The sequence below is a fragment of the Ruegeria sp. A4 genome (assembly GCF_056543025.1).
Window position 1 is genome coordinate 68,570 of sequence record NZ_JBQGAW010000008.1, and the last position, 18,094, is coordinate 86,663.

Genomic DNA, 18,094 nt, shown 5'->3' on the forward strand with positions numbered 1-18,094 from the left:
AGACAGATTGAGGGCCCCATGTCGTTGCAAGAAATCACCGCACGTATCGCCAAAGCCGAAGCCAAAGCTCAACGAAAGGCCGGTTCGGTCAAATTGATTGCCGTGTCCAAGGTGCAGCCCAACGAACGGGTTCAGGCGGTGCTGGAGCAGGGCCACAGGTGTTTTGGTGAGAATCGCGTACAGGAGGCGGCCAGCAAATGGCCCGCTTTCAAAGAGCAATTCGATGCCGTCGATCTGCATCTCATCGGCCCGTTGCAGACCAATAAGGCCAGGCAGGCGATGGAACTGTGCAATGCGATCCATTCGGTCGACCGCCCCAAACTGGCCAAAACCTTGGCGCGGCTGGCGCAAGAGGTGGGATACTGCCCCGATCTGTTCATTCAGGTCAATACGGGTGAAGAAGCGCAGAAGGCAGGCGTTCTTCCTGCGGATGCGGACGGGTTTATCGCGGAATGCCGATCGCTGGACCTGCCGGTGCGCGGGTTGATGTGCATCCCGCCGGTCGATGAAGAACCCACTTTGCATTTCGCCCTCTTGGCCAAGATTGCCGCACGCAATGGGCTTGAGGGGTTGTCGATGGGGATGAGCGGTGATTTCGAGCAGGCCATCGCCTTGGGCGCGACCCATGTTCGTATCGGGTCGGCCATTTTTGGCGAGCGGGTCAAACCTCAGGGATGATTAGGCGCGTTCCAAGGGCAATTCGCCCTGCAATCCAGTGCAGATGGTCCCGACGGAAGGCAATGCAGCCCTCGGTGGGGTAGCCGGGCCTGCGCCACTGGTGCAGAAAAATAGCCGATCCCTTGCCGGGAACGGCATTCGGCCAGTTCCAATCGGTCAACAGGACCAGATCGTAAAGCGGATCAGCCCGGCGCAGTTTTTCATGACTGAACGCATAAGGGGCCGGCACTATGTGATTGTAGTGGCCGTCCTCGACGTCATCCGACCACAAGTCCTGCGGCCCAATCGGGATTGCCCAGAAGTTGGGGGCGACCAGCCGGTCGGGCCGGTAGAGCAAGCCGACGATTCGATGGCATCCGGTAGGCGTCGCCCCATCACCCTCGTGTTTCGTGTTGCTCAATCCGCCTTTGCCAACCGAACAGGGGAACGTCCTGCCAAGAAAGCGAACGCCACGCGGGGTGAGCACAAGATCGTCTGGGGTCACAACAGGTGCCCGGATTTCGCGGCTTTCGTGGCCAGGTATCCCCGGTTGTGCGCGGTTTCACCCACTTTCAAAGGAACGCGCTCGGTCACGGCGATCCCCGTGCGTTCCATCATCGAGATCTTGGCAGGGTTGTTGGTCAGCAGGCGCACCGAGTTGAAACCCAGAGATTTCAGGATATCCGACCCGAGTCGGAAGTCGCGCTCATCATCCTCGAAACCCAGCCTGTGGTTTGCTTCTACCGTGTCAAAACCCTGATCTTGAAGAAAATAGGCACGCATCTTGTTGGCCAGCCCGATACCACGCCCTTCCTGGTTCAGATACAGAAGAACGCCAGCCCCTTCGGCCCCCATTTGTGCCAGCGCGCCCCGCAATTGCGGACCGCAATCGCATTTCAGGCTGCCCATCAGATCGCCCGTGAAACAGGCGGAATGCAATCGTGCCAGCACTGGTTTGTCCCGGTCCGGGCGGCCTATTTCGACTGCGTAATGTTCTTCTCCGCCATCTTCGGGGCGGAAAACATGCAGGCGGCCGGCCTCGGATACTTCCATCGGAAGACGCGCGGCAACCACCTCATGCAGGGCGCTGCGGTCCGCCAGATGCGGGGCGGCGCGCGTGTGGTCAATGCAGGTCAGGCCGTGCGATACGGCAAAGGCCCGACCGTCTTCGACCGGCACGACGACCGCGGCGGGAAGAATGCGCGCGGACTTGGCCAACGCAATCGCGATGCGGTGCAAATTGGCGTTGCCATGGCGCTCGGTCATCAACGGACCTTTCATCGGCGCGTTCAGATCGTCAGAGGGATCAGCAACCGCCTGCACCCAAGTGATATCTGCATCGGCGGGAATCGAAACGCGCGCGAGATCGCCGTCATAGGCCCGCGCCTTGAGTGTTTCGGCCCGCCGCCCGGTAATGGCCACCACCGGGTCTCCGAGCTTTTTCAGATCGGCCAGGCGTTGCGGGTTGAGCGTTTCCGCAGAGATCGCCACAACGCTAAAGCCGCTGTCATCGGTCAGCACCACTGGAACGCCCATGCGCAGATCGGCCCGGGCCCGGGCAAGAAGTTCGGTGATATCGGGGATGAGGCTCATCTATGTTACCCTATAACGCTCAGCCCTTCTCCTAGCTGTTTCGAAAGGAAATGTGAAACATTTCTGCCAACTCTGACACGAAGGCGTGAAACCGTTGCAGCAAATCTTGTTGATTGCATATTCCGCGCGCAAGTGATGGAAAAGCGTTTGGAGGATCGGGAAATGGCTCAACTCAAGAAAATCCTGTTGGTGGACGATGACGAGGATCTGCGCGAGGCGCTCAGCGAGCAACTTGTCATGACCGAAGACTTTGACGTTTTCGAAGCGTCAGACGGCCAGTCCGCGATGGAGCGCGCACGCGAAGCGATCTATGATCTGGTTATTCTTGATGTGGGTTTGCCGGATACCGACGGGCGGGAACTGTGCCGCCTGATGCGCAAACAGGGCGTCAAAAGCCCGATTCTGATGCTGACCGGTCATGACAGCGATGCCGATACGATCCTGGGCCTGGACGCCGGCGCGAATGACTATGTCTCCAAACCGTTCAAATTTCCGGTATTGCTGGCCCGGATCCGCGCTCAGCTGCGGCAGCACGAACAATCCGAGGACGCGGTATTTGTTCTTGGCCCCTATACGTTCAAGCCGGCGATGAAGATGCTGATCACGGAAGAAGACCGCAAGATCCGTCTGACCGAGAAAGAAACCAACATCCTCAAGTTCCTGTACCGATCAACCGACGGTGTCGTGGCACGGGATGTGCTGTTGCACGAAGTGTGGGGATACAATGCCGGGGTCACGACCCACACGCTGGAAACCCACATCTATCGCCTGCGTCAGAAGATCGAGCCCGATCCGTCCAATGCGCGCCTTTTGGTCACAGAATCGGGTGGATATAGGCTCGTGTCTTAACTGGTTGTGGATTGATGTGGATCAAAGTGATACTCTGCACTCATAATTAGGTTACTCCCAACCCGTGCATGTCCGGGTTATGACATGTACCTCCCTGTTGGACTGCCGGGCCGAATGGCCCGGCTTTTTTTCGCTGCTGAGGGGTGGTTTCCACAGAAGGCAGACAGCAGCACTGACCGATATTCGACCAATGATGGAGGTGAGTTCTGCCGCGTTCACCCTTCCGCCGGGGCAACGGCGCGCTGGTAAAGGTGCCACGTGGTGTGACCAAGGATCGGAAGGGTAAAGATCAGGCCCAGAAACGCCGGAACCAGCGACAGCAGTATGGTGACCGAGATGATCGCCGCCCAGCCGAGCATGACCGCCGGGCTTTCGGATACGACGCGCAATGAGGTCAACATGGCAGAGATGAAGTTGGTGTCCCGGTCCAGCAGCAAGGGCATGGCGACGACGGTCACCGAAAACAGTACGGCTGACAGGAACGCGCCGACACAGGTGCCTACGGCAAGGAAGATCCAACCCTGCGGCGTAAAGAAAACAGTGTTCAAAAACCCGTCGAAGTCCGAGAAGGATGCGTTCTGGAGGATGATCGCCAGCCAAAGCCGAACCTGGTAGATCCACACCCAGAAAATGAAAAGTGTGACAAAGGCCATCCAGCCCAATTCACGTTTGCGTTGATTGGCCATGACGCTGAGGATTTCAGCCCAGCCAAAGCTTTCGCCTTTCTGCAAGCGGCGCGACATTTCATAAAGCCCCGCTGCGGCGAAAGGTGCGACCAGCGGAAAGCCGACTATGGCGGGAATGATCATCCAGATCTGGCCAAGCCAGATCAGGGCCCAAACCAGCAGAATTCCGAATACTGCATAGAACAGACCGAAAAAGCCGCTCAGGACAGGGCGGGCCAGAAAGTCGGAAAACCCGGCTTTCAGCGACGCCCTGATGTCATCTGTCGTTATCTTGTTGACCTGCGGAATGTCCCGCTGCTGCGGCGTCAGATTCTCCGGTGGCGTGGAACCTGCGGTCTCGGATGCCATGACACACTCCTCCCAAAGCATCGTGCCGGGCCGGTCTGTTCGCGAACAGACCCAGCGGTGAAACAGACATTCCTCATTCGCACACAAGTCTGCATCAGGCGAGGTATCAGGGCAAGAGGAAGCTCGACGGCGAAGCTCGTTGACCTGCCAACGGATAGTCCAGGGATGAAGCCGCCTTTTCTCGTGGCAACTGGCTTTGTGCCACGCTAACCTGCGCCAATCGCGACAAAGGAATCCCCGACATGCCTTTCACCCTTGCCACATGGAACATCAATTCCGTTCGCCTGCGTGAGCCTATCGTTTTGAAATTGCTGCAAGAAGAAGCCCCTGACGTATTGTGCCTGCAAGAGTGCAAGTCACCGGTTGAGAAGATCCCGACCGAAGGGTTTGCCGAACTGGGCTACACCCACATGATCGCGCGCGGGCAGAAGGGTTACAACGGTGTCGCCATCCTGTCGCGCCTGCCGATGGAAGAGGTGGGCGACAAGGATTTCGCGGGTCTCGGACATGCCCGCCATATTGCCGGGCGGTTGGAAAATGGTGTCACTGTCCACAACTTTTATGTCCCGGCGGGCGGCGACGTGCCGGACCGAGAAGTGAATGAGAAATTCGGCCAGAAGCTCGACTATCTCACTGATATGCGCGATTGGTTCCGTGCGGAAAAGCCGGCTAAATCCATCCTTGTCGGCGACCTGAACATCGCTCCGCGTGAGGATGATGTGTGGTCACACAAACAACTGCTGAAGGTCGTCTCGCACACGCCCATCGAGGTCGAGCATCTGGCCGAGACACAGGAAGCAGGTGGCTGGGTCGATATCACCCGTCAGGACATCCCGGAAGGGCAGCTTTACAGCTGGTGGTCCTATCGCGCCCGGGATTGGGATGCGGCGGACAAGGGGCGCCGGCTGGACCATATCTGGGCCACGGCCGATATCTCGAACGCGGGCCATTCCAGCCGCATTCTGCGGGACGCCCGTGGGTGGGAAAAACCAAGCGATCACGCTCCGGTCTTTGCCAGTTTCGACGTCTGATCCGCAACTCAGCCCTTGGTTTCCGCGGCAAGCGGCTGCATATAGGGCGCAAGTTCGAACGAAAGAGTGATTGCCATGGACCTTCTGAACGGCGGAAACGCCCCAGCAACCGATCTGATCAAAGACGGGACCGAGGCCACTTTCATGGCCGATGTGGTGGAAACCTCGCAGGAAACACCTGTGATCGTTGATTTCTGGGCACCTTGGTGTGGCCCGTGCAAAACCCTTGGGCCGATGCTGGAAGAGGCTGTGACAGCCGCGAAAGGCGCGGTGAAGATGGTCAAGATCAATGTGGATGAGGCACAGACAATTGCCGCGCAAATGCGCATCCAGTCGATCCCGACCGTCTATGCCTTTTTCAAGGGTCAGCCGGTGGACGGGTTTCAAGGCGCGTTGCCGGGGTCCGAGATCAAGGCCTTCGTGGACCGTGTGATCGAAACCGCAGGCGGTGAAAGCCCGGGCGGCCAGTTGGATGATGCCGTGCAGGCTGCCGAGGAAATGCTTGCCGAAGGTGCTGCCGCGGACGCGGCTCAGACCTTTGCCGCGATTCTGGGCGAAGACCCGAACCACGCCGCGGCTTATGGCGGGCTGGTGCGGGCGCATATCGCCACCGGTGATCTGGAGCAGGCAGAGGCGATACTGAACGGCGCTCCGGCCGAGATATCCAAATCGGCCGAGCTGGAAGCCGCACATGCGCAGCTGGAACTTGCCAAGCAGGCGGCAGATGCCGGCCCCGTCGCCGAGCTGATGGCGGCTGTCGAGGCGGATCCGGACAACCATCAGGCCCGCTTTGATCTGGCCCAGGCGCTGCACGCGAACGGCAATGTGGAAGAAGCCGTGGCGCAATTGCTGGAGCTGTTCCGCCGGGATCGTGAATGGAATGAGGGCGCGGCCAAGACACAGCTTTTCACCATCTTCGATGCGCTCAAGGCCAATGACCCGATTGTTCTGAACGGACGTCGCAAACTCAGTTCGATGATATTTGCCTAATCTCTCATCAGAGCTAGAATTGGGTACATGATGCACCCCGCCGACCTGCCGGATACGGTATCCGTTTTTCCATTGCCCGGGGCACTGCTGCTGCCCCGCTCGCGCTTGCCGCTTCACATATTCGAGCCGCGCTACCTTCAGATGCTGGACGACGCGCTGAAAACCAAGGAACGGTTGATCGCAATGGTTCAGCCCAATCCTTCGGTCAATGACGAAGACAAGCTGCACCGTATCGGATGCGCAGGGCGGGTGACGCAGTTTTCGGAAACCGAAGATGGCCGGTACCTGATCACGTTGACCGGTATATCCCGGTTCAGGGTCATGTCAGAGATGGACTCGTTCACGCCCTACCGGAGGTGCGCGGTCTCGTGGGACGGGTTCGACCGTGATCTGGGAAAGGCCGAGAAAGACAACGGGTTTGACCGCAACGCGTTTCTGACATTGTTGGAGCGTTTCTTTTCGTCCCGTCAATTGTCCACCGATTGGGATTCGCTCAAGGACGCAGAGGATGAGCTTTTGGTGAATTCATTGTCTATGCTTCTGGATTTCGACCCCGAAGACAAACAGGCCCTGCTGGAAGCCCCCTGCCTGCGCACCCGGCGCGAAACGTTGGTGACGCTGATTGAATTCGCCTTGCGCGGCGGATCAAACGAGGAAAAACTGCAATGACCGACCCTGAACACGCCTTTGATCGCCACATGCTCGAGGCGATGATCTGCCCGCAGACACATACGACCCTGCACTATGACGCCGAAAAGCGAGAGCTCGTTTCGAAAGCGGCGGGTTTGGCTTTTCCCATCCGCAACGGCATTCCGGTCATGCTGGTCGACGAGGCCAGGAAGCTGGATTAAATCGGGCGCCCTTGCAACAGCCTGGGCAGATCCCCGGTCAGCCCGGCCGCTTCGCGAACGAAACCGCGACGGAGGCCGGGCAAAGCGCCCACAACCCCCATGCCAATGTCACGTCCAAGCCGCAGCAGCGGGTTGTCGTTGGAAAACAGCTTGTTGAAGACATCCGTCGCCATCGCCAGCGAGGCCGTGTCGAAACGGCGCCATTCCTGATAGCGCTCCAAAACCATAAGCGAGCCGATATCCTCGCCGCGCCGTCCCGCCAAAGTCAGAACCTCAGCCAGAGCGCCGACATCGCGCAGGCCCGCATTCAGGCCCTGACCGGCAATGGGGTGCATTCCGTGCGCGGCATCCCCGACCAGCGCCATGCGATCACTGATGAAGGAATTGGCGATGGTCAGGTTCAGCGGATAAGTGAAACGATCACCCGCCAGACTGATTTCACCAAGAAAATCGCCAAATCGCGGGCGCAGCACTTGCACGTAGTCATCCTCGGGCAGGGCGTTGATGTGCTGTGCGGTGTCGGTGCGTTCGCTCCAGACGATGGAACTGCGATTGCCGGTCAACGGCAGAATCGCCAGCGGACCGGGTGGCATGAAAAACTGATGTGCAATGCCATTATGTGGCAGCTCATGTTCGATGGCGCAGACCAATGCCGTCTGGCCGTAATCCCAACCGGTGCGCTTGATGCCGGCCCGTGACGCGGTTCCGCTGCGGCGACCGTCACAGCCAACCAGCAGGCTGCCGCCCAGAGTTGTGCCGTCATCCAACGTCACGGTCACGCTGGCCGTGTCGGCCTGTTGCGAAACGACGGATTTGCCGCTTACCTGGGTGATGCGCGGCTCTTCGGCCATCGCGTCCAGAAAAGCACGGCGCAGGTGGCGATCCTCGACCATATATCCCATCGGGCCTTCTTCGATCTCGGCATGGTCGAAATGCATGAAAAAAGGCGATGGCCCCGTTCCGGCATGGCCATCTGTGACCTTGATTTCCAGCATCGGTTGGGCGTGCTGCGCGACGCGGTCCCAAATGCCGATGGCATCCAACAACCGCTGTGAGGCCAGAGCCAGCGCATAGGCGCGCCCGTCGAATGCCGCGTTCTTGCGCACCTTTTCGGCCAGCGCATCGATCACCGTGACCGAATGACCGGTTTGTGCCAGTGCCAGCGCCAAAGCAGGGCCGTTCAACCCGCCGCCCACGATCAGAATGTCAGAAGCCTGTGTCATGCCCTGCAATATGCGCGCCCTTTCGGGATTGTCCATGTGCAGTCCTGTCGCTACCGTCACCCAAAGCCGAAAAACCAGGAGGGATGAGATGCAGGATTGGTTGACAATGACCGCGTGTGATTTGGGCCGTGGCATTGGCATGGGTCAGATCGATCCGGTCGAACTGACGGAAACCTACCTGTCCGCTATTGACGCTCATCCGCATCGGGACCGCATCTATGCCCGCGTCACCCATGACCGCGCCCGGGCCGAGGCTGAAGCCGCTCGGCAACGCGCGCAACTGGGCCTGCGCCGGTCGCTGCTGGACGGGGTCCCGATCAGTTGGAAAGACCTGTTCGACACCGCCGGCACCGTGACCGAGGCGGGTTCGGCTCTGCTGAAGGATCGCGTGCCGGATGCGGATGCGCTGGTGCTGCGCAATGCGACTCAGATGGGCACCGTTTGCCTGGGTAAAACACATATGAGCGAGCTGGCCTTTTCCGGCCTCGGGTTGAATCCGATCACCGAAACCCCGCCCTGCATTCATGACGAGGCGGCAGTGCCCGGGGGGTCATCTTCGGGGGCGGCGGCATCGGTCGCCTGGGGGTTGGCGGCGTGTGGCATCGGCTCGGACACGGGTGGTTCGGTGCGTATCCCGGCGGCTTGGAATGATCTGGTGGGGCTGAAAACCACTGCGGGGCGGCTCAGCCTGGAAGGTGTGGTGCCGCTGTGCCTGCGTTTCGACACGGTTGGACCTGTGGCGCGTTCGGTCGAGGACGCAGCGCATGTGCTGGCTCTGCTCGAGGGGGGAACGCCTGCCGATCTGCGCGGCGCTTCGCTGAAAGGACGCCGTTTTGCCGATTTGCAGAACATCGCCAAGGACGACCTGCGCGACACACCGCGCAAGGCATATGACGAAGCCGTAGCCAAACTTGCGGACGCGGGGGCCGAGATCGTGCCGTTGGAAGTGCCCGAGTTGAACGAGGCCATGACGTTGACCAGCATCGTATACACGACAGAGGCCTATGGGCTGTGGCGCGATGTCATCGAAGCCAATCCCGAGGCAATGTATCCCGAGATTCTCGAACGCTTCCGCATTGGCATGGGCTATTCGGGCCCCGACTATGTGGCAGCCTGGGCCAAACTCAAGGCATGCCGCAGCGCCTGGGACGCGGCAACCGCCGGGTTTGACGCGGTTCTGGCGCCGACAGCGCCGATTTTGCCGCCCAATCTGGAGCGCTTGCTCAGCGATCACGACTATTACGTAACCGAGAATCTTCTGGCCCTGCGGAACACGCGGATTGGCAATCTGATGGGGCTGGCGGCGCTGAGCCTGCCCACCGGAACGCCCGGCTGCGGGTTGATGATGCTGGGCTATCCCGGCTCGGAAGAGGCGTTGTTGCGGCTGGGTTCGGCAGCGGAAACGGTGCTGGCCTGAATGCCACAATCCCCTGATTCGGAACCTCTTTGTCTGGACGAAGAGGCACACGGACTGTAATCTGCCAAAAAAACGGGGCGCCAATGACCCCGATATTGAGGCAGTACCATGGTTTTCCCCGAGCGGTTTTCGAACCTACCGGCTTATGCATTCCCGCGTCTGCGCGCCCTGTTGGATCACCACCAGCCGGGCGGTGATGTCGTTCACATGACCATTGGTGCGCCGACACATGAATTTCCGGCTTGGGTGACGGATGTCATCATGGAAAACGCCGCCGGGTTTCAGGGATATCCCCCGAACGAAGGGTCGGATGACCTGCGCACGGCGATCACGGATTGGATCAAGCGGCGATATGGGGTTCAGATGGACCCTGATGCCAACGTGATGGCGCTGAACGGCACGCGCGAGGGGCTATACAACGCCGCCATGGCTTTGTGCCCGGAACAGAAGAACGGTCAGCAGCCGATCATCCTGTGCCCAAATCCGTTTTATCAGGTCTACATGGTCGCCTCGCTGTCGGTGGGCGCGCAGCCCTATTTTGTGCCCGCCACCGCCGCGACGGGCCATCTGCCGGACTATGCCGGCCTGCCTGCGGACGTGCTGAATCGCACCGCCGTGGCCTATATCTGTTCGCCCGCCAATCCGCAGGGGGCCGTTGCCTCGCGCGAGTATTGGGCTGACCTGATCCGTCTGGCCGAGCAGTACGATTTCCGTATTTTTGCGGATGAATGTTATTCCGAGATTTACCGTGAAGAAGCCCCGACAGGTATTCTGACTGTCGCGCAGGAACTGGGCGCTGATCCCGAACGGATCACGCTGTTCAACTCACTTTCCAAACGTTCAAACCTGGCCGGCTTGCGATCGGGGCTTGTCGCAGGTGGTCCAAAGACGATCAAACAGGTCAAGCAGTTGCGCACCTATGCAGGGTCGCCTCTGCCTCTGCCCTTGCAAGCTGCCGCGGCAAAGGTTTGGGCGGATGAGGAACACGTTCGGCAAAACCGCGCGCTGTATCAGGAAAAATACGCCATTGCGGATGAGGTATTCGCAGGCGTGCAGGGCTATATGCCGCCCGAGGCCGGGTTCTTTCTGTGGCTGCCGGTCGAGAATGGTGAAGACACCGCATTGAAAGTCTGGAAGGAAACCGGTGTCCGGGTCCTGCCGGGCGCATATCTTTCACAAGGCGATCCGGGAAAGAACCCGGGCGAAGGATTTATCCGGGCTGCATTGGTGGCCCCAAAAACAGAGTTGCAGCGTGGTCTGATCACACTCCGCGACTGCATCTATTCGTGAGGTACGAGGGCAAAATGGCATCATATAACGCGCGCAACCGCGATCCATTGCTGGACAGCACAACGCAGGCAGCCCTGGAGCGACGCAGCAAGGAGTTGATTGGCATCGCCCTGATCCTGCTGGGTTTGGCTGCGGCCGCGATGATCTGGTCCTACACGCCCGATGATCCAAACTGGATGGTGTCCACCGACGCGCCGGTGCAAAATTGGATGGGGCGGATTGGGGCCTCGATCGCCGCGCCCTTGTTCATGATCGTCGGCTGGGGAAGCTGGGGCATCGCATTGGTTCTGATCGGTTGGGGATTTCGGTTTGCGGGCCATTTCGGCGAAGATCGCGCCATTGCGCGTCTGATCTTTGCGCCGATCTGGATCGCCGTCGTCTCGGTGTATGCCGCAACCCTCGTTCCTGATGCAGACTGGCGCGCGACCCACAGCTATGGTCTGGGCGGTTTGTTCGGCGATACGGTCATGGGCGCGTTGCTGACGCTGCTGCCGATTTCGTCACATTTTCTGGTGAAGCTGATGTCGCTGGCCATGGCGGTCGGGATGATTGCACTGGGTATTTTTGTGCTGGGTTTCACCAAAACCGATGTCAAGCGGGGTTTCCGCGCCTTCCTGCTGGGGCTTGTGATGGCATATGACATGCTGATGACCCTGATGGGCCGTGGTGCAGCTTCGGCTGCGCAGGCAGCGCGAGATCGTCGCGCGCAATGGGAAGAGCGCAAACTTGCGCGAACCGCAGCTGCCGAGGCCGTGTTCGAGGATGATCTGGCTTATGCCGATCCAATCTTTGAAGAACCTGAACTGGAAAGTCCCGAACCTCCGGTCAAGTCCGGTTTGTTGGCGCGCATGCCGTCACTCATCAGGCGTCCCGATCCCATGCCCGAGCCAGAGCTGGTCGATCCGGAACCAATCGCGGGTTTCGACGAAATGCCGGGTGAAGATCGCATCCGTTCGAAAATCTCGGCCGCTGTGCGCAATCGAAAAGTGGCCACCGGTGAGTTGACACCCGAACCCGACCCGAACCTTCCGCTGACCAAGGGCCGTGGCCGTCGCCCGGGCCCGCTGATCCTGAACGCAAGCCAGCCGGATGGCCTGCCAATGGAACCGCCGGTGACAGCAGCAGGACTGCCGCCCGAGCCGCCCGTAACAGCGGGTGACATGCCAGACTGGCAAGAATCCACGCCGTTTGAAAAAGCGCCCGAACCCATGCGGAACCACTATACACCCGAGCCGGATCTGGAGGACGAGGTATTCGAGGATGTCGAAGAAGCTGTTTTGCAACCACGCCCGGCGATGAAAATCCCGGTGGCCGAGCCGCGCAAGCCCGTGGTCGCGCAACCAGTACGCCGCACACCGCAACCGTCTCGCCGCGCACAGGCCGAGACACAGCCTGCATTATCCTTTGAAGAGCGGCACTCGGACTTCGAACTGCCACCTCTGGGCCTTTTGTCGAATCCGGCCAGCATTCAGCGCCACCATCTGAGCGATGAAGCCTTGGAAGAAAACGCGCGGATGCTGGAAAACGTGCTGGATGATTACGGCGTCAAGGGTGAGATCGTCAGCGTTCGACCCGGCCCGGTCGTCACCATGTACGAACTGGAGCCCGCTCCGGGGCTGAAGGCAAGCCGCGTGATCGGCCTGGCCGATGACATCGCGCGTTCGATGTCGGCACTGTCAGCGCGGGTTTCGACCCTTCCGGGCCGTTCGGTGATCGGCATCGAACTGCCGAACGAAAACCGCGAAATGGTGGTTCTGCGCGAAATCCTGGCCAGCCGCGATTTTGGCGATGGCAACCAGGCACTGCCGTTGGCCTTGGGCAAGGATATCGGCGGCGAGTCCGTCGTAGCAAACCTCGCCAAGATGCCTCACCTACTGATTGCTGGTACAACCGGTTCCGGTAAGTCGGTGGCGATCAACACCATGATCCTGTCGCTGCTGTACAAGCTGACGCCGGATGAATGCCGCCTGATCATGATCGACCCGAAGATGCTGGAACTGTCGGTCTATGACGGCATCCCGCATCTGCTGTCGCCCGTTGTAACCGACCCGAAAAAGGCGGTGGTTGCCCTGAAATGGGTCGTGGGCGAGATGGAAGATCGCTATCGCAAGATGTCCAAAATGGGTGTCCGCAACATCGCGGGCTATAACGGCCGGGTGAAGGATGCGCTGGCCAAAGGCGAGATGTTCAGCCGCACGGTGCAAACCGGGTTTGACGATGAAACCGGTGAACCAACGTTCGAGACAGAAGAATTCGCGCCCGAAGCGATGCCCTATATCGTCGTCATCGTCGATGAGATGGCCGACCTGATGATGGTGGCGGGAAAGGAAATCGAAGCCTGCATCCAGCGTCTGGCGCAGATGGCGCGGGCCTCGGGCATTCACCTGATCATGGCCACACAGCGCCCCTCGGTTGACGTGATCACCGGTACGATCAAGGCGAACTTCCCAACGCGGATTTCCTTCCAGGTGACGTCGAAGGTCGACAGCCGCACGATTCTGGGTGAAATGGGGGCCGAACAGCTGCTGGGGCAGGGCGACATGCTTTACATGGCCGGCGGTGCCAAGATTACCCGCTGCCACGGGCCCTTTGTCTCGGATGAAGAGGTCGAGGAAGTTGTCAACCACCTGAAACAGTTCGGTCCGCCGGACTACATTGGCGGTGTCGTCGACGGTCCGGCCGAGGAAAAGGCTGACAATATCGATGCCGTTTTGGGCCTGAACACTGGCGGCAATACGAACGGAGAGGACGCGTTGTACGATCAGGCGGTGGCAATCGTGATCAAGGATCGCAAATGCTCGACCTCGTATATTCAGCGAAAACTTGCCATCGGCTACAACAAAGCTGCGCGGCTGGTTGAGCAAATGGAAGACGAAGGTGTTGTTTCGTCAGCAAATCATGTCGGGAAACGCGAAATCCTCGTCCCCGAGCAATAGGATATTTAATAACAAGGGCAGAAGACCTATCTGTACGGCATGAAACAGATTGCTTTTGCCCTTGCTTTGACACTGGCCGCACCCGCCGCATGGGCGGCGGAGAAGCTGCCGCTCTCGCAGATTTCCAATTACCTGAACGGGTTGAAGACGGTTCAGACGACATTCACCCAGGTGAATGACGATGGCTCGCTGAGCACCGGCAAGCTGTGGATGCAGCGCCCCGGCAAGATGCGGTTTGAATATGACCCGCCCAACAGTGCCGTGGTGCTGGCGAGATCCGGAAGTGTTCAGATCTTTGATCCGAAATCGAACCAGCCGCCCGAGCAATACCCGCTTAAGCGCACACCACTGTCCATCGTGCTGGCGCGCAACGTGAACCTGAGCCAGGCGAATATGGTTGTAGGTCACAGCTTTGACGGCACGGCCACCGTCGTCACCGCGCAGGATCCCAAGAACCCCGAAGCGGGCCGGATCGAACTGATGTTCACGGACAATCCGGTCGAGCTGCGCAAATGGGTGATACACGACAATGCGGGCAGCCAGACAACGGTATTGCTGGGCGCCCTGAATGAAGGCGGTCGCCTTGATCAGAAGCTGTTCTCGGACAAAAAGAGAAGCGGGTCAGGCAATCGCTGACCCACTTGTACGTATCAATACCGGCAGTTCGCCAACTGTGCCTGATATAGTTGTGCGCGTGCGTCTACGTCATTTGCAACGTTCAACAACCAGGATTTGCTGTTGTAGCTGCCACGGGCGTACCCTGTGTGACCTTCGTGATAGGCCAGGTATTGATTGCGCGTATCTGCCGGGTGGATACCGTTTCGCTCGTAGCTTTTGTTCATGTACCAGCCGATAAAATCCGAGGCGTCGCGGATGCGATCGCGCTTGGCCCGGCGTTTTCCTGTTTCACGCTGGTACTGTTCCCATGTGCCGTCCAGTGCCTGACCATAGCCGTAAGCGCTGCTTTGACGACCCATCGGGATGACGCCCAATACGTATCTATGCGGAGTGCGCGCATCATGCCGATAGCGGCTTTCCTGATAGATGGTCGCCATCTGAACGTGAACCGGTACGCCCCATTTGCGCTCGGTGTTCTTGAAGGCTTTGATATAGTCGGGTTTTTCACGCGCAATACTGCACGCATCGTTTAATCTGCTGGGCGGCTGTTTAGAGCCGCCCCCACAGGATGCCAGAAGCAGCACCCCTAGGAGTACGAAAAGAATTCTGCTCATGTGCCTCGTGCCTTTTTTGTTTATTCTAGCGCAGATTGAGCGCTGAGGAAATCACAATCGCTATAAAATGATAGCCAGAACAGCCGGTAACGCCGCTACGGAAAGCACTGTGGACACCATGACCATGCCGGCGACGGCGTCGGAATCGGCCCCAAACCGTTCGGCCAACAGGTAAGAGGTTACGGCAACCGGCGTACAGATTTGAAGAACCAGAACGCCAAATGCGATCGTATCCAAATCAAACCATCTCCCTATTCCCCATCCCAGCGTAAAGCACACCGCCAGTTTCAGCGCTGACAGCCACAGCGCCCGCCCCAAGCTGTGCGAGGTCAGACGGGCGATTGCCACACCCAACGTGACCAACATCAGCGGAACAGCCATTTGCCCCAAAAGCTCCAGCGTGTTGGTCAGAAATGTCGGCGTCTGCCATCCTTGCCACAAAAACACTGCGCCAAGGATCGTCGCCCAGGCCATAGGTTGGCGCGCAACCTGTCCCCACGCCCCTTTCCCAGCGACCAGATAAATCCCGTAAGTGAAAGAAAACAATGCGGTAACTGACAGAAAGACAACAGCATATCCCAGACCAATCTGACCAAAGGCAAAGATACACAGCGGCAGGCCCAGATTTCCGGTATTGCCGAAGATCAAAGGCGACAGATATGTTCGCGGGTCCAGTCTCAGCCCACGAACGATCAACCAGAACACAACCACCAGCAGCAGATTTGCGACCAGCGTCGCCATCGTGAAGCGCGACAGATCACTGCCCGGGATTTCGGTTTGCATCAGGGCAACAAATATCAGACTGGGCATTGCCAGCATCGTTGCAAAGCGCGTGACGAATTGCAGGCGGTATTCGAAACCCAGCTTGACCCATGTAAAACCAACAGCCGCCAACAGAAAAACCGGCGCCACGATTTCGAACACTGTCAGTATAAGGTTCACAGACTGTTTCCCTGATTTTCACATCAATGATTGGCTTTTCCGCCCGGAAACGGGTAAAAAAAGCGTTGGGGGCTGATACAATGCTAAAGACACGTGCAAAATACGGCTTGGGCCAGGTGGTTCGTCACAAGAAACACCCTTTTCGAGGGGTGATTTTTGACGTGGATCCCGAGTTTTCGAATACCGAAGAATGGTATCAGGCCATTCCGGAAGACAGCCGCCCAAGGAAAGAGCAACCGTTCTACCACCTGCTGGCCGAGAACGACCAATCCTTCTATGTTGCTTATGTTTCAGAACAAAATCTGGTTGCAGACTATTCAGGCGAACCGGTCGAGCACCCGGATATTCCCAATATGTTCGGACCGTTCGAAGATGGTGCATACCCCCTGCATTTCCACCTGAACTAGATGGGCCGAACCGGCGGGCATGGGTCTGCCGCAGATCAGTATCCAAGCGCACAGCCATCCTTGCGTGGGTCGCTGGCGCCTTCCAAAACGCCGTCGTTTCGGATTCGGATCGCTTGCGCTCCGCCAAGTGGTGTTTCCGGCACTTCAATATTGTGGCCGATATCGGACAATTGTTTCGCGATGGCCTCGCTGTAGCCACGTTCCAGTTTCAGAGCCGATCCGTCAAAGAAGGCGCGCGGCGCATCGATGCTTTCCTGCAACCCAAGCCCGAAATCGACAAGATTTGACACGAAACGCGCGTGTCCGGTTGGCTGATAGGCACCGCCCATGACACCAAACGGCATCGTGACCCGACCGTTCTGCGCCAACATTCCCGGAATGATCGTGTGCATCGGGCGTTTGCCGCCGCCCAGTTCGTTGGGGTGGCCGGGCTGCAATGTGAATCCTGCCCCGCGGTTTTGCAGCAATATGCCGTATTTTTCCGACGCGATACCGGACCCAAAGCTGTGAAAGATCGAATAGATCAACGAAACAGCCATTTGGTCGCGGTCGACGACGGTGATGTAAACCGTGTCCCTGTGAACTGCTTCGGTCAGAGGCGCCGCAGCAGGCATCGCCTTTTGGGGATCGATCAAAGCAGCCAGTCTGGCAGCGATATCCGGATCCAGAAAGCGCTCCACTCTTGCCATGTGGTCGGGATCCGCGATGAATCGGTTTCGCGCGTCATAGGCCAGTTTGGTGGCCTCGGCTTCGATATGAATACGCTCCGCTCCGAATGGATCCATCGCGGCCATGTCAAAATGCTTGAGGATATTCAGCAGCAAAATCGCCGTTGCGCCCTGGCCGTTCGGCGGATGTTCCACCAAATCCACACCTTTGTAGGCCCCATGTATCGGCTGCGTTTCAGTACATCTTGTGTGATGAAAATCCTCAGCGGAATGGACACCACCCCTTTCCGAAAGTGCGGTGATCATATCATCGGCGATTTCACCTGAATAGAACGCGTCGCGCCCGTGGGCTGCGATCTGGCGCAACACCTCCGCCTGTCCAGGCGCACGGAAAACCTGTCCGATCGACGGGGCTTGCCCGCCGATCAGATAGTGGGCGCGGGCGGCGCCCTGAAGCGTTGCGGCACCCGATTTCCAATCGAAAGCGACCCGAGGAGCCACCGGAACACCCGCTTCAGCATAGTGAATCGCCGGTTTCAAAATCGCGCCCAGCCCCAGGCGACCCTCGGTCTGGGCCAGGTGGCAGAAGGCATAGACGGCTCCGGGAATGGTCACGGCATCCGGCCCATTCAAAGGTACGGATGACAGGCCCTGATCGCGCAACAACTGGGATTGCGCGGCAGCCGGCGCGCGACCCGATCCGTTGAGCGCGCGTATCCTGCTTTCGCCGGCACGATTGAACAGAACGAAGCAATCGCCGCCCAATCCGGTCATCTGAGGTTCGCAAATCCCCAAGAGAACAGCCCCGGCAATCGCGGCATCCATCGCGTTGCCGCCCTGGCCCAAGATATCGATGGCCACTTTGGCGGCCAGCGGATGCGACGTTGCGCACATGCCTTGCGTGGCAAAAACTTCGGATCGGCCCGGGCTATGCAGATCACGCATGGCGAATTCTCTCTCGTTGGAACAAGAGA

The 18,094-nt window shown here is 58.8% G+C and carries 18 protein-coding genes; 11 read left to right on the plus strand and 7 right to left on the minus strand.

Translation table 11 applies throughout. The annotated features are described in order from the left end of the window. The first annotated feature begins 18 nt into the window (after nucleotides 1–18). Nucleotides 19–678, plus strand: coding sequence for a YggS family pyridoxal phosphate-dependent enzyme (locus ACR0E2_RS17680; RefSeq protein WP_480447380.1), 660 nt, complete (start codon nucleotides 19–21; stop codon nucleotides 676–678). Here ACR0E2_RS17680 and ACR0E2_RS17685 read toward each other — a convergent pair. Both ACR0E2_RS17685 and ribA read right to left on the minus strand, forming a co-directional pair. Next, nucleotides 662–1,162 carry a L,D-transpeptidase family protein gene (locus tag ACR0E2_RS17685; protein WP_480447381.1) on the minus strand — a complete coding sequence of 167 codons (501 nt, stop codon included), beginning with the start codon at nucleotides 1,160–1,162 and terminating at the stop codon, nucleotides 662–664. The two genes, ACR0E2_RS17680 and ACR0E2_RS17685, sit on opposite strands and share 17 nt — an antisense overlap. After that, entirely contained in the window at nucleotides 1,159–2,250 is a 1,092-nt protein-coding gene (gene ribA / locus ACR0E2_RS17690) for a GTP cyclohydrolase II (protein ID WP_152459261.1), read from the minus strand. The genes ACR0E2_RS17685 and ribA overlap by 4 nt, the downstream gene beginning before the upstream one ends. A gap of 162 nt (nucleotides 2,251–2,412) precedes the next feature. On the opposite strand from ribA, the gene ACR0E2_RS17695 reads away from it, so the two are divergent. Then, the gene (locus ACR0E2_RS17695) at nucleotides 2,413–3,099 is read left to right on the plus strand and encodes a response regulator transcription factor (RefSeq protein ID WP_117872957.1); all 687 of its coding nucleotides are present in this window, start codon (nucleotides 2,413–2,415) and stop codon (nucleotides 3,097–3,099) included. A gap of 215 nt (nucleotides 3,100–3,314) precedes the next feature. Here the strand turns inward: ACR0E2_RS17695 and ACR0E2_RS17700 are convergent, their stop codons facing one another. Next, nucleotides 3,315–4,133 carry a DUF2189 domain-containing protein gene (locus ACR0E2_RS17700; protein WP_480447382.1) on the minus strand — a complete coding sequence of 273 codons (819 nt, stop codon included), beginning with the start codon at nucleotides 4,131–4,133 and terminating at the stop codon, nucleotides 3,315–3,317. Nucleotides 4,134–4,375: 242 nt separating this feature from the next. Here ACR0E2_RS17700 and ACR0E2_RS17705 point away from each other — a divergent pair, with 242 nt between their 5' ends. The 4 genes from ACR0E2_RS17705 to ACR0E2_RS17720 all read left to right on the plus strand — a co-directional run bounded on the left by ACR0E2_RS17705 (nucleotide 4,376) and on the right by ACR0E2_RS17720 (nucleotide 7,005). Continuing rightward, nucleotides 4,376–5,164 carry an exodeoxyribonuclease III gene (locus tag ACR0E2_RS17705; RefSeq protein ID WP_480447383.1) on the plus strand — a complete coding sequence of 263 codons (789 nt, stop codon included), beginning with the start codon at nucleotides 4,376–4,378 and terminating at the stop codon, nucleotides 5,162–5,164. Nucleotides 5,165–5,239: 75 nt separating this feature from the next. After that, a complete protein-coding gene (trxA, locus tag ACR0E2_RS17710; RefSeq protein ID WP_480447384.1) occupies nucleotides 5,240–6,154 on the plus strand; it encodes a thioredoxin in 915 nt (304 codons plus the stop codon). A 27-nt stretch (nucleotides 6,155–6,181) separates the two neighbouring features. Continuing rightward, entirely contained in the window at nucleotides 6,182–6,823 is a 642-nt protein-coding gene (locus tag ACR0E2_RS17715) for an LON peptidase substrate-binding domain-containing protein (protein ID WP_480447385.1), read from the plus strand. After that, nucleotides 6,820–7,005, plus strand: a complete 186-nt coding sequence (locus ACR0E2_RS17720) for a Trm112 family protein (protein ID WP_117872046.1) — start codon at nucleotides 6,820–6,822, stop codon at nucleotides 7,003–7,005. Before ACR0E2_RS17715 ends, ACR0E2_RS17720 begins: the two co-directional genes overlap by 4 nt. Here the strand turns inward: ACR0E2_RS17720 and ACR0E2_RS17725 are convergent. After that, nucleotides 7,002–8,228 (minus strand): FAD-dependent monooxygenase, encoded by a 1,227-nt coding sequence (locus tag ACR0E2_RS17725; RefSeq protein WP_480447386.1) that lies wholly within the window; start codon nucleotides 8,226–8,228, stop codon nucleotides 7,002–7,004. The genes ACR0E2_RS17720 and ACR0E2_RS17725 overlap by 4 nt on opposite strands. 88 nt (nucleotides 8,229–8,316) lie before the next feature. Between ACR0E2_RS17725 and ACR0E2_RS17730 the strand changes: the two genes are divergently transcribed. The 4 genes from ACR0E2_RS17730 to ACR0E2_RS17745 all read left to right on the plus strand — a co-directional run bounded on the left by ACR0E2_RS17730 (nucleotide 8,317) and on the right by ACR0E2_RS17745 (nucleotide 14,507). Further along, nucleotides 8,317–9,645: an amidase gene (locus ACR0E2_RS17730; RefSeq protein ID WP_480447387.1), complete on the plus strand. Its 1,329-nt coding sequence runs from the start codon at nucleotides 8,317–8,319 to the stop codon at nucleotides 9,643–9,645. 108 nt (nucleotides 9,646–9,753) lie between these two features. Continuing rightward, nucleotides 9,754–10,935 carry an aminotransferase class I/II-fold pyridoxal phosphate-dependent enzyme gene (locus ACR0E2_RS17735; RefSeq protein WP_480447388.1) on the plus strand — a complete coding sequence of 394 codons (1,182 nt, stop codon included), beginning with the start codon at nucleotides 9,754–9,756 and terminating at the stop codon, nucleotides 10,933–10,935. Nucleotides 10,936–10,949: 14 nt separating this feature from the next. After that, entirely contained in the window at nucleotides 10,950–13,871 is a 2,922-nt protein-coding gene (locus tag ACR0E2_RS17740; protein ID WP_480447389.1) for a DNA translocase FtsK, read from the plus strand. Nucleotides 13,872–13,910: 39 nt separating this feature from the next. After that, nucleotides 13,911–14,507 carry a LolA family protein gene (locus ACR0E2_RS17745; protein WP_170345603.1) on the plus strand — a complete coding sequence of 199 codons (597 nt, stop codon included), beginning with the start codon at nucleotides 13,911–13,913 and terminating at the stop codon, nucleotides 14,505–14,507. A gap of 14 nt (nucleotides 14,508–14,521) precedes the next feature. On the opposite strand, the gene ACR0E2_RS17750 is transcribed toward ACR0E2_RS17745, so the two are convergent. Then, nucleotides 14,522–15,103 carry a transglycosylase SLT domain-containing protein gene (locus tag ACR0E2_RS17750; protein ID WP_152459251.1) on the minus strand — a complete coding sequence of 194 codons (582 nt, stop codon included), beginning with the start codon at nucleotides 15,101–15,103 and terminating at the stop codon, nucleotides 14,522–14,524. Between the two features lie 60 nt (nucleotides 15,104–15,163). Then, the gene (locus ACR0E2_RS17755; protein ID WP_480447390.1) at nucleotides 15,164–16,045 is read right to left on the minus strand and encodes an AEC family transporter; all 882 of its coding nucleotides are present in this window, start codon (nucleotides 16,043–16,045) and stop codon (nucleotides 15,164–15,166) included. 80 nt (nucleotides 16,046–16,125) lie between these two features. Between ACR0E2_RS17755 and hspQ the strand changes: the two genes are divergently transcribed. Continuing rightward, nucleotides 16,126–16,452, plus strand: a complete 327-nt coding sequence (gene hspQ / locus ACR0E2_RS17760) for a heat shock protein HspQ (protein ID WP_050604943.1) — start codon at nucleotides 16,126–16,128, stop codon at nucleotides 16,450–16,452. A gap of 35 nt (nucleotides 16,453–16,487) precedes the next feature. On the opposite strand, the gene ACR0E2_RS17765 is transcribed toward hspQ, so the two are convergent. After that, nucleotides 16,488–18,065 (minus strand): gamma-glutamyltransferase family protein, encoded by a 1,578-nt coding sequence (locus ACR0E2_RS17765; protein WP_171230611.1) that lies wholly within the window; start codon nucleotides 18,063–18,065, stop codon nucleotides 16,488–16,490. Nucleotides 18,066–18,094: the final 29 nt, after the last annotated feature.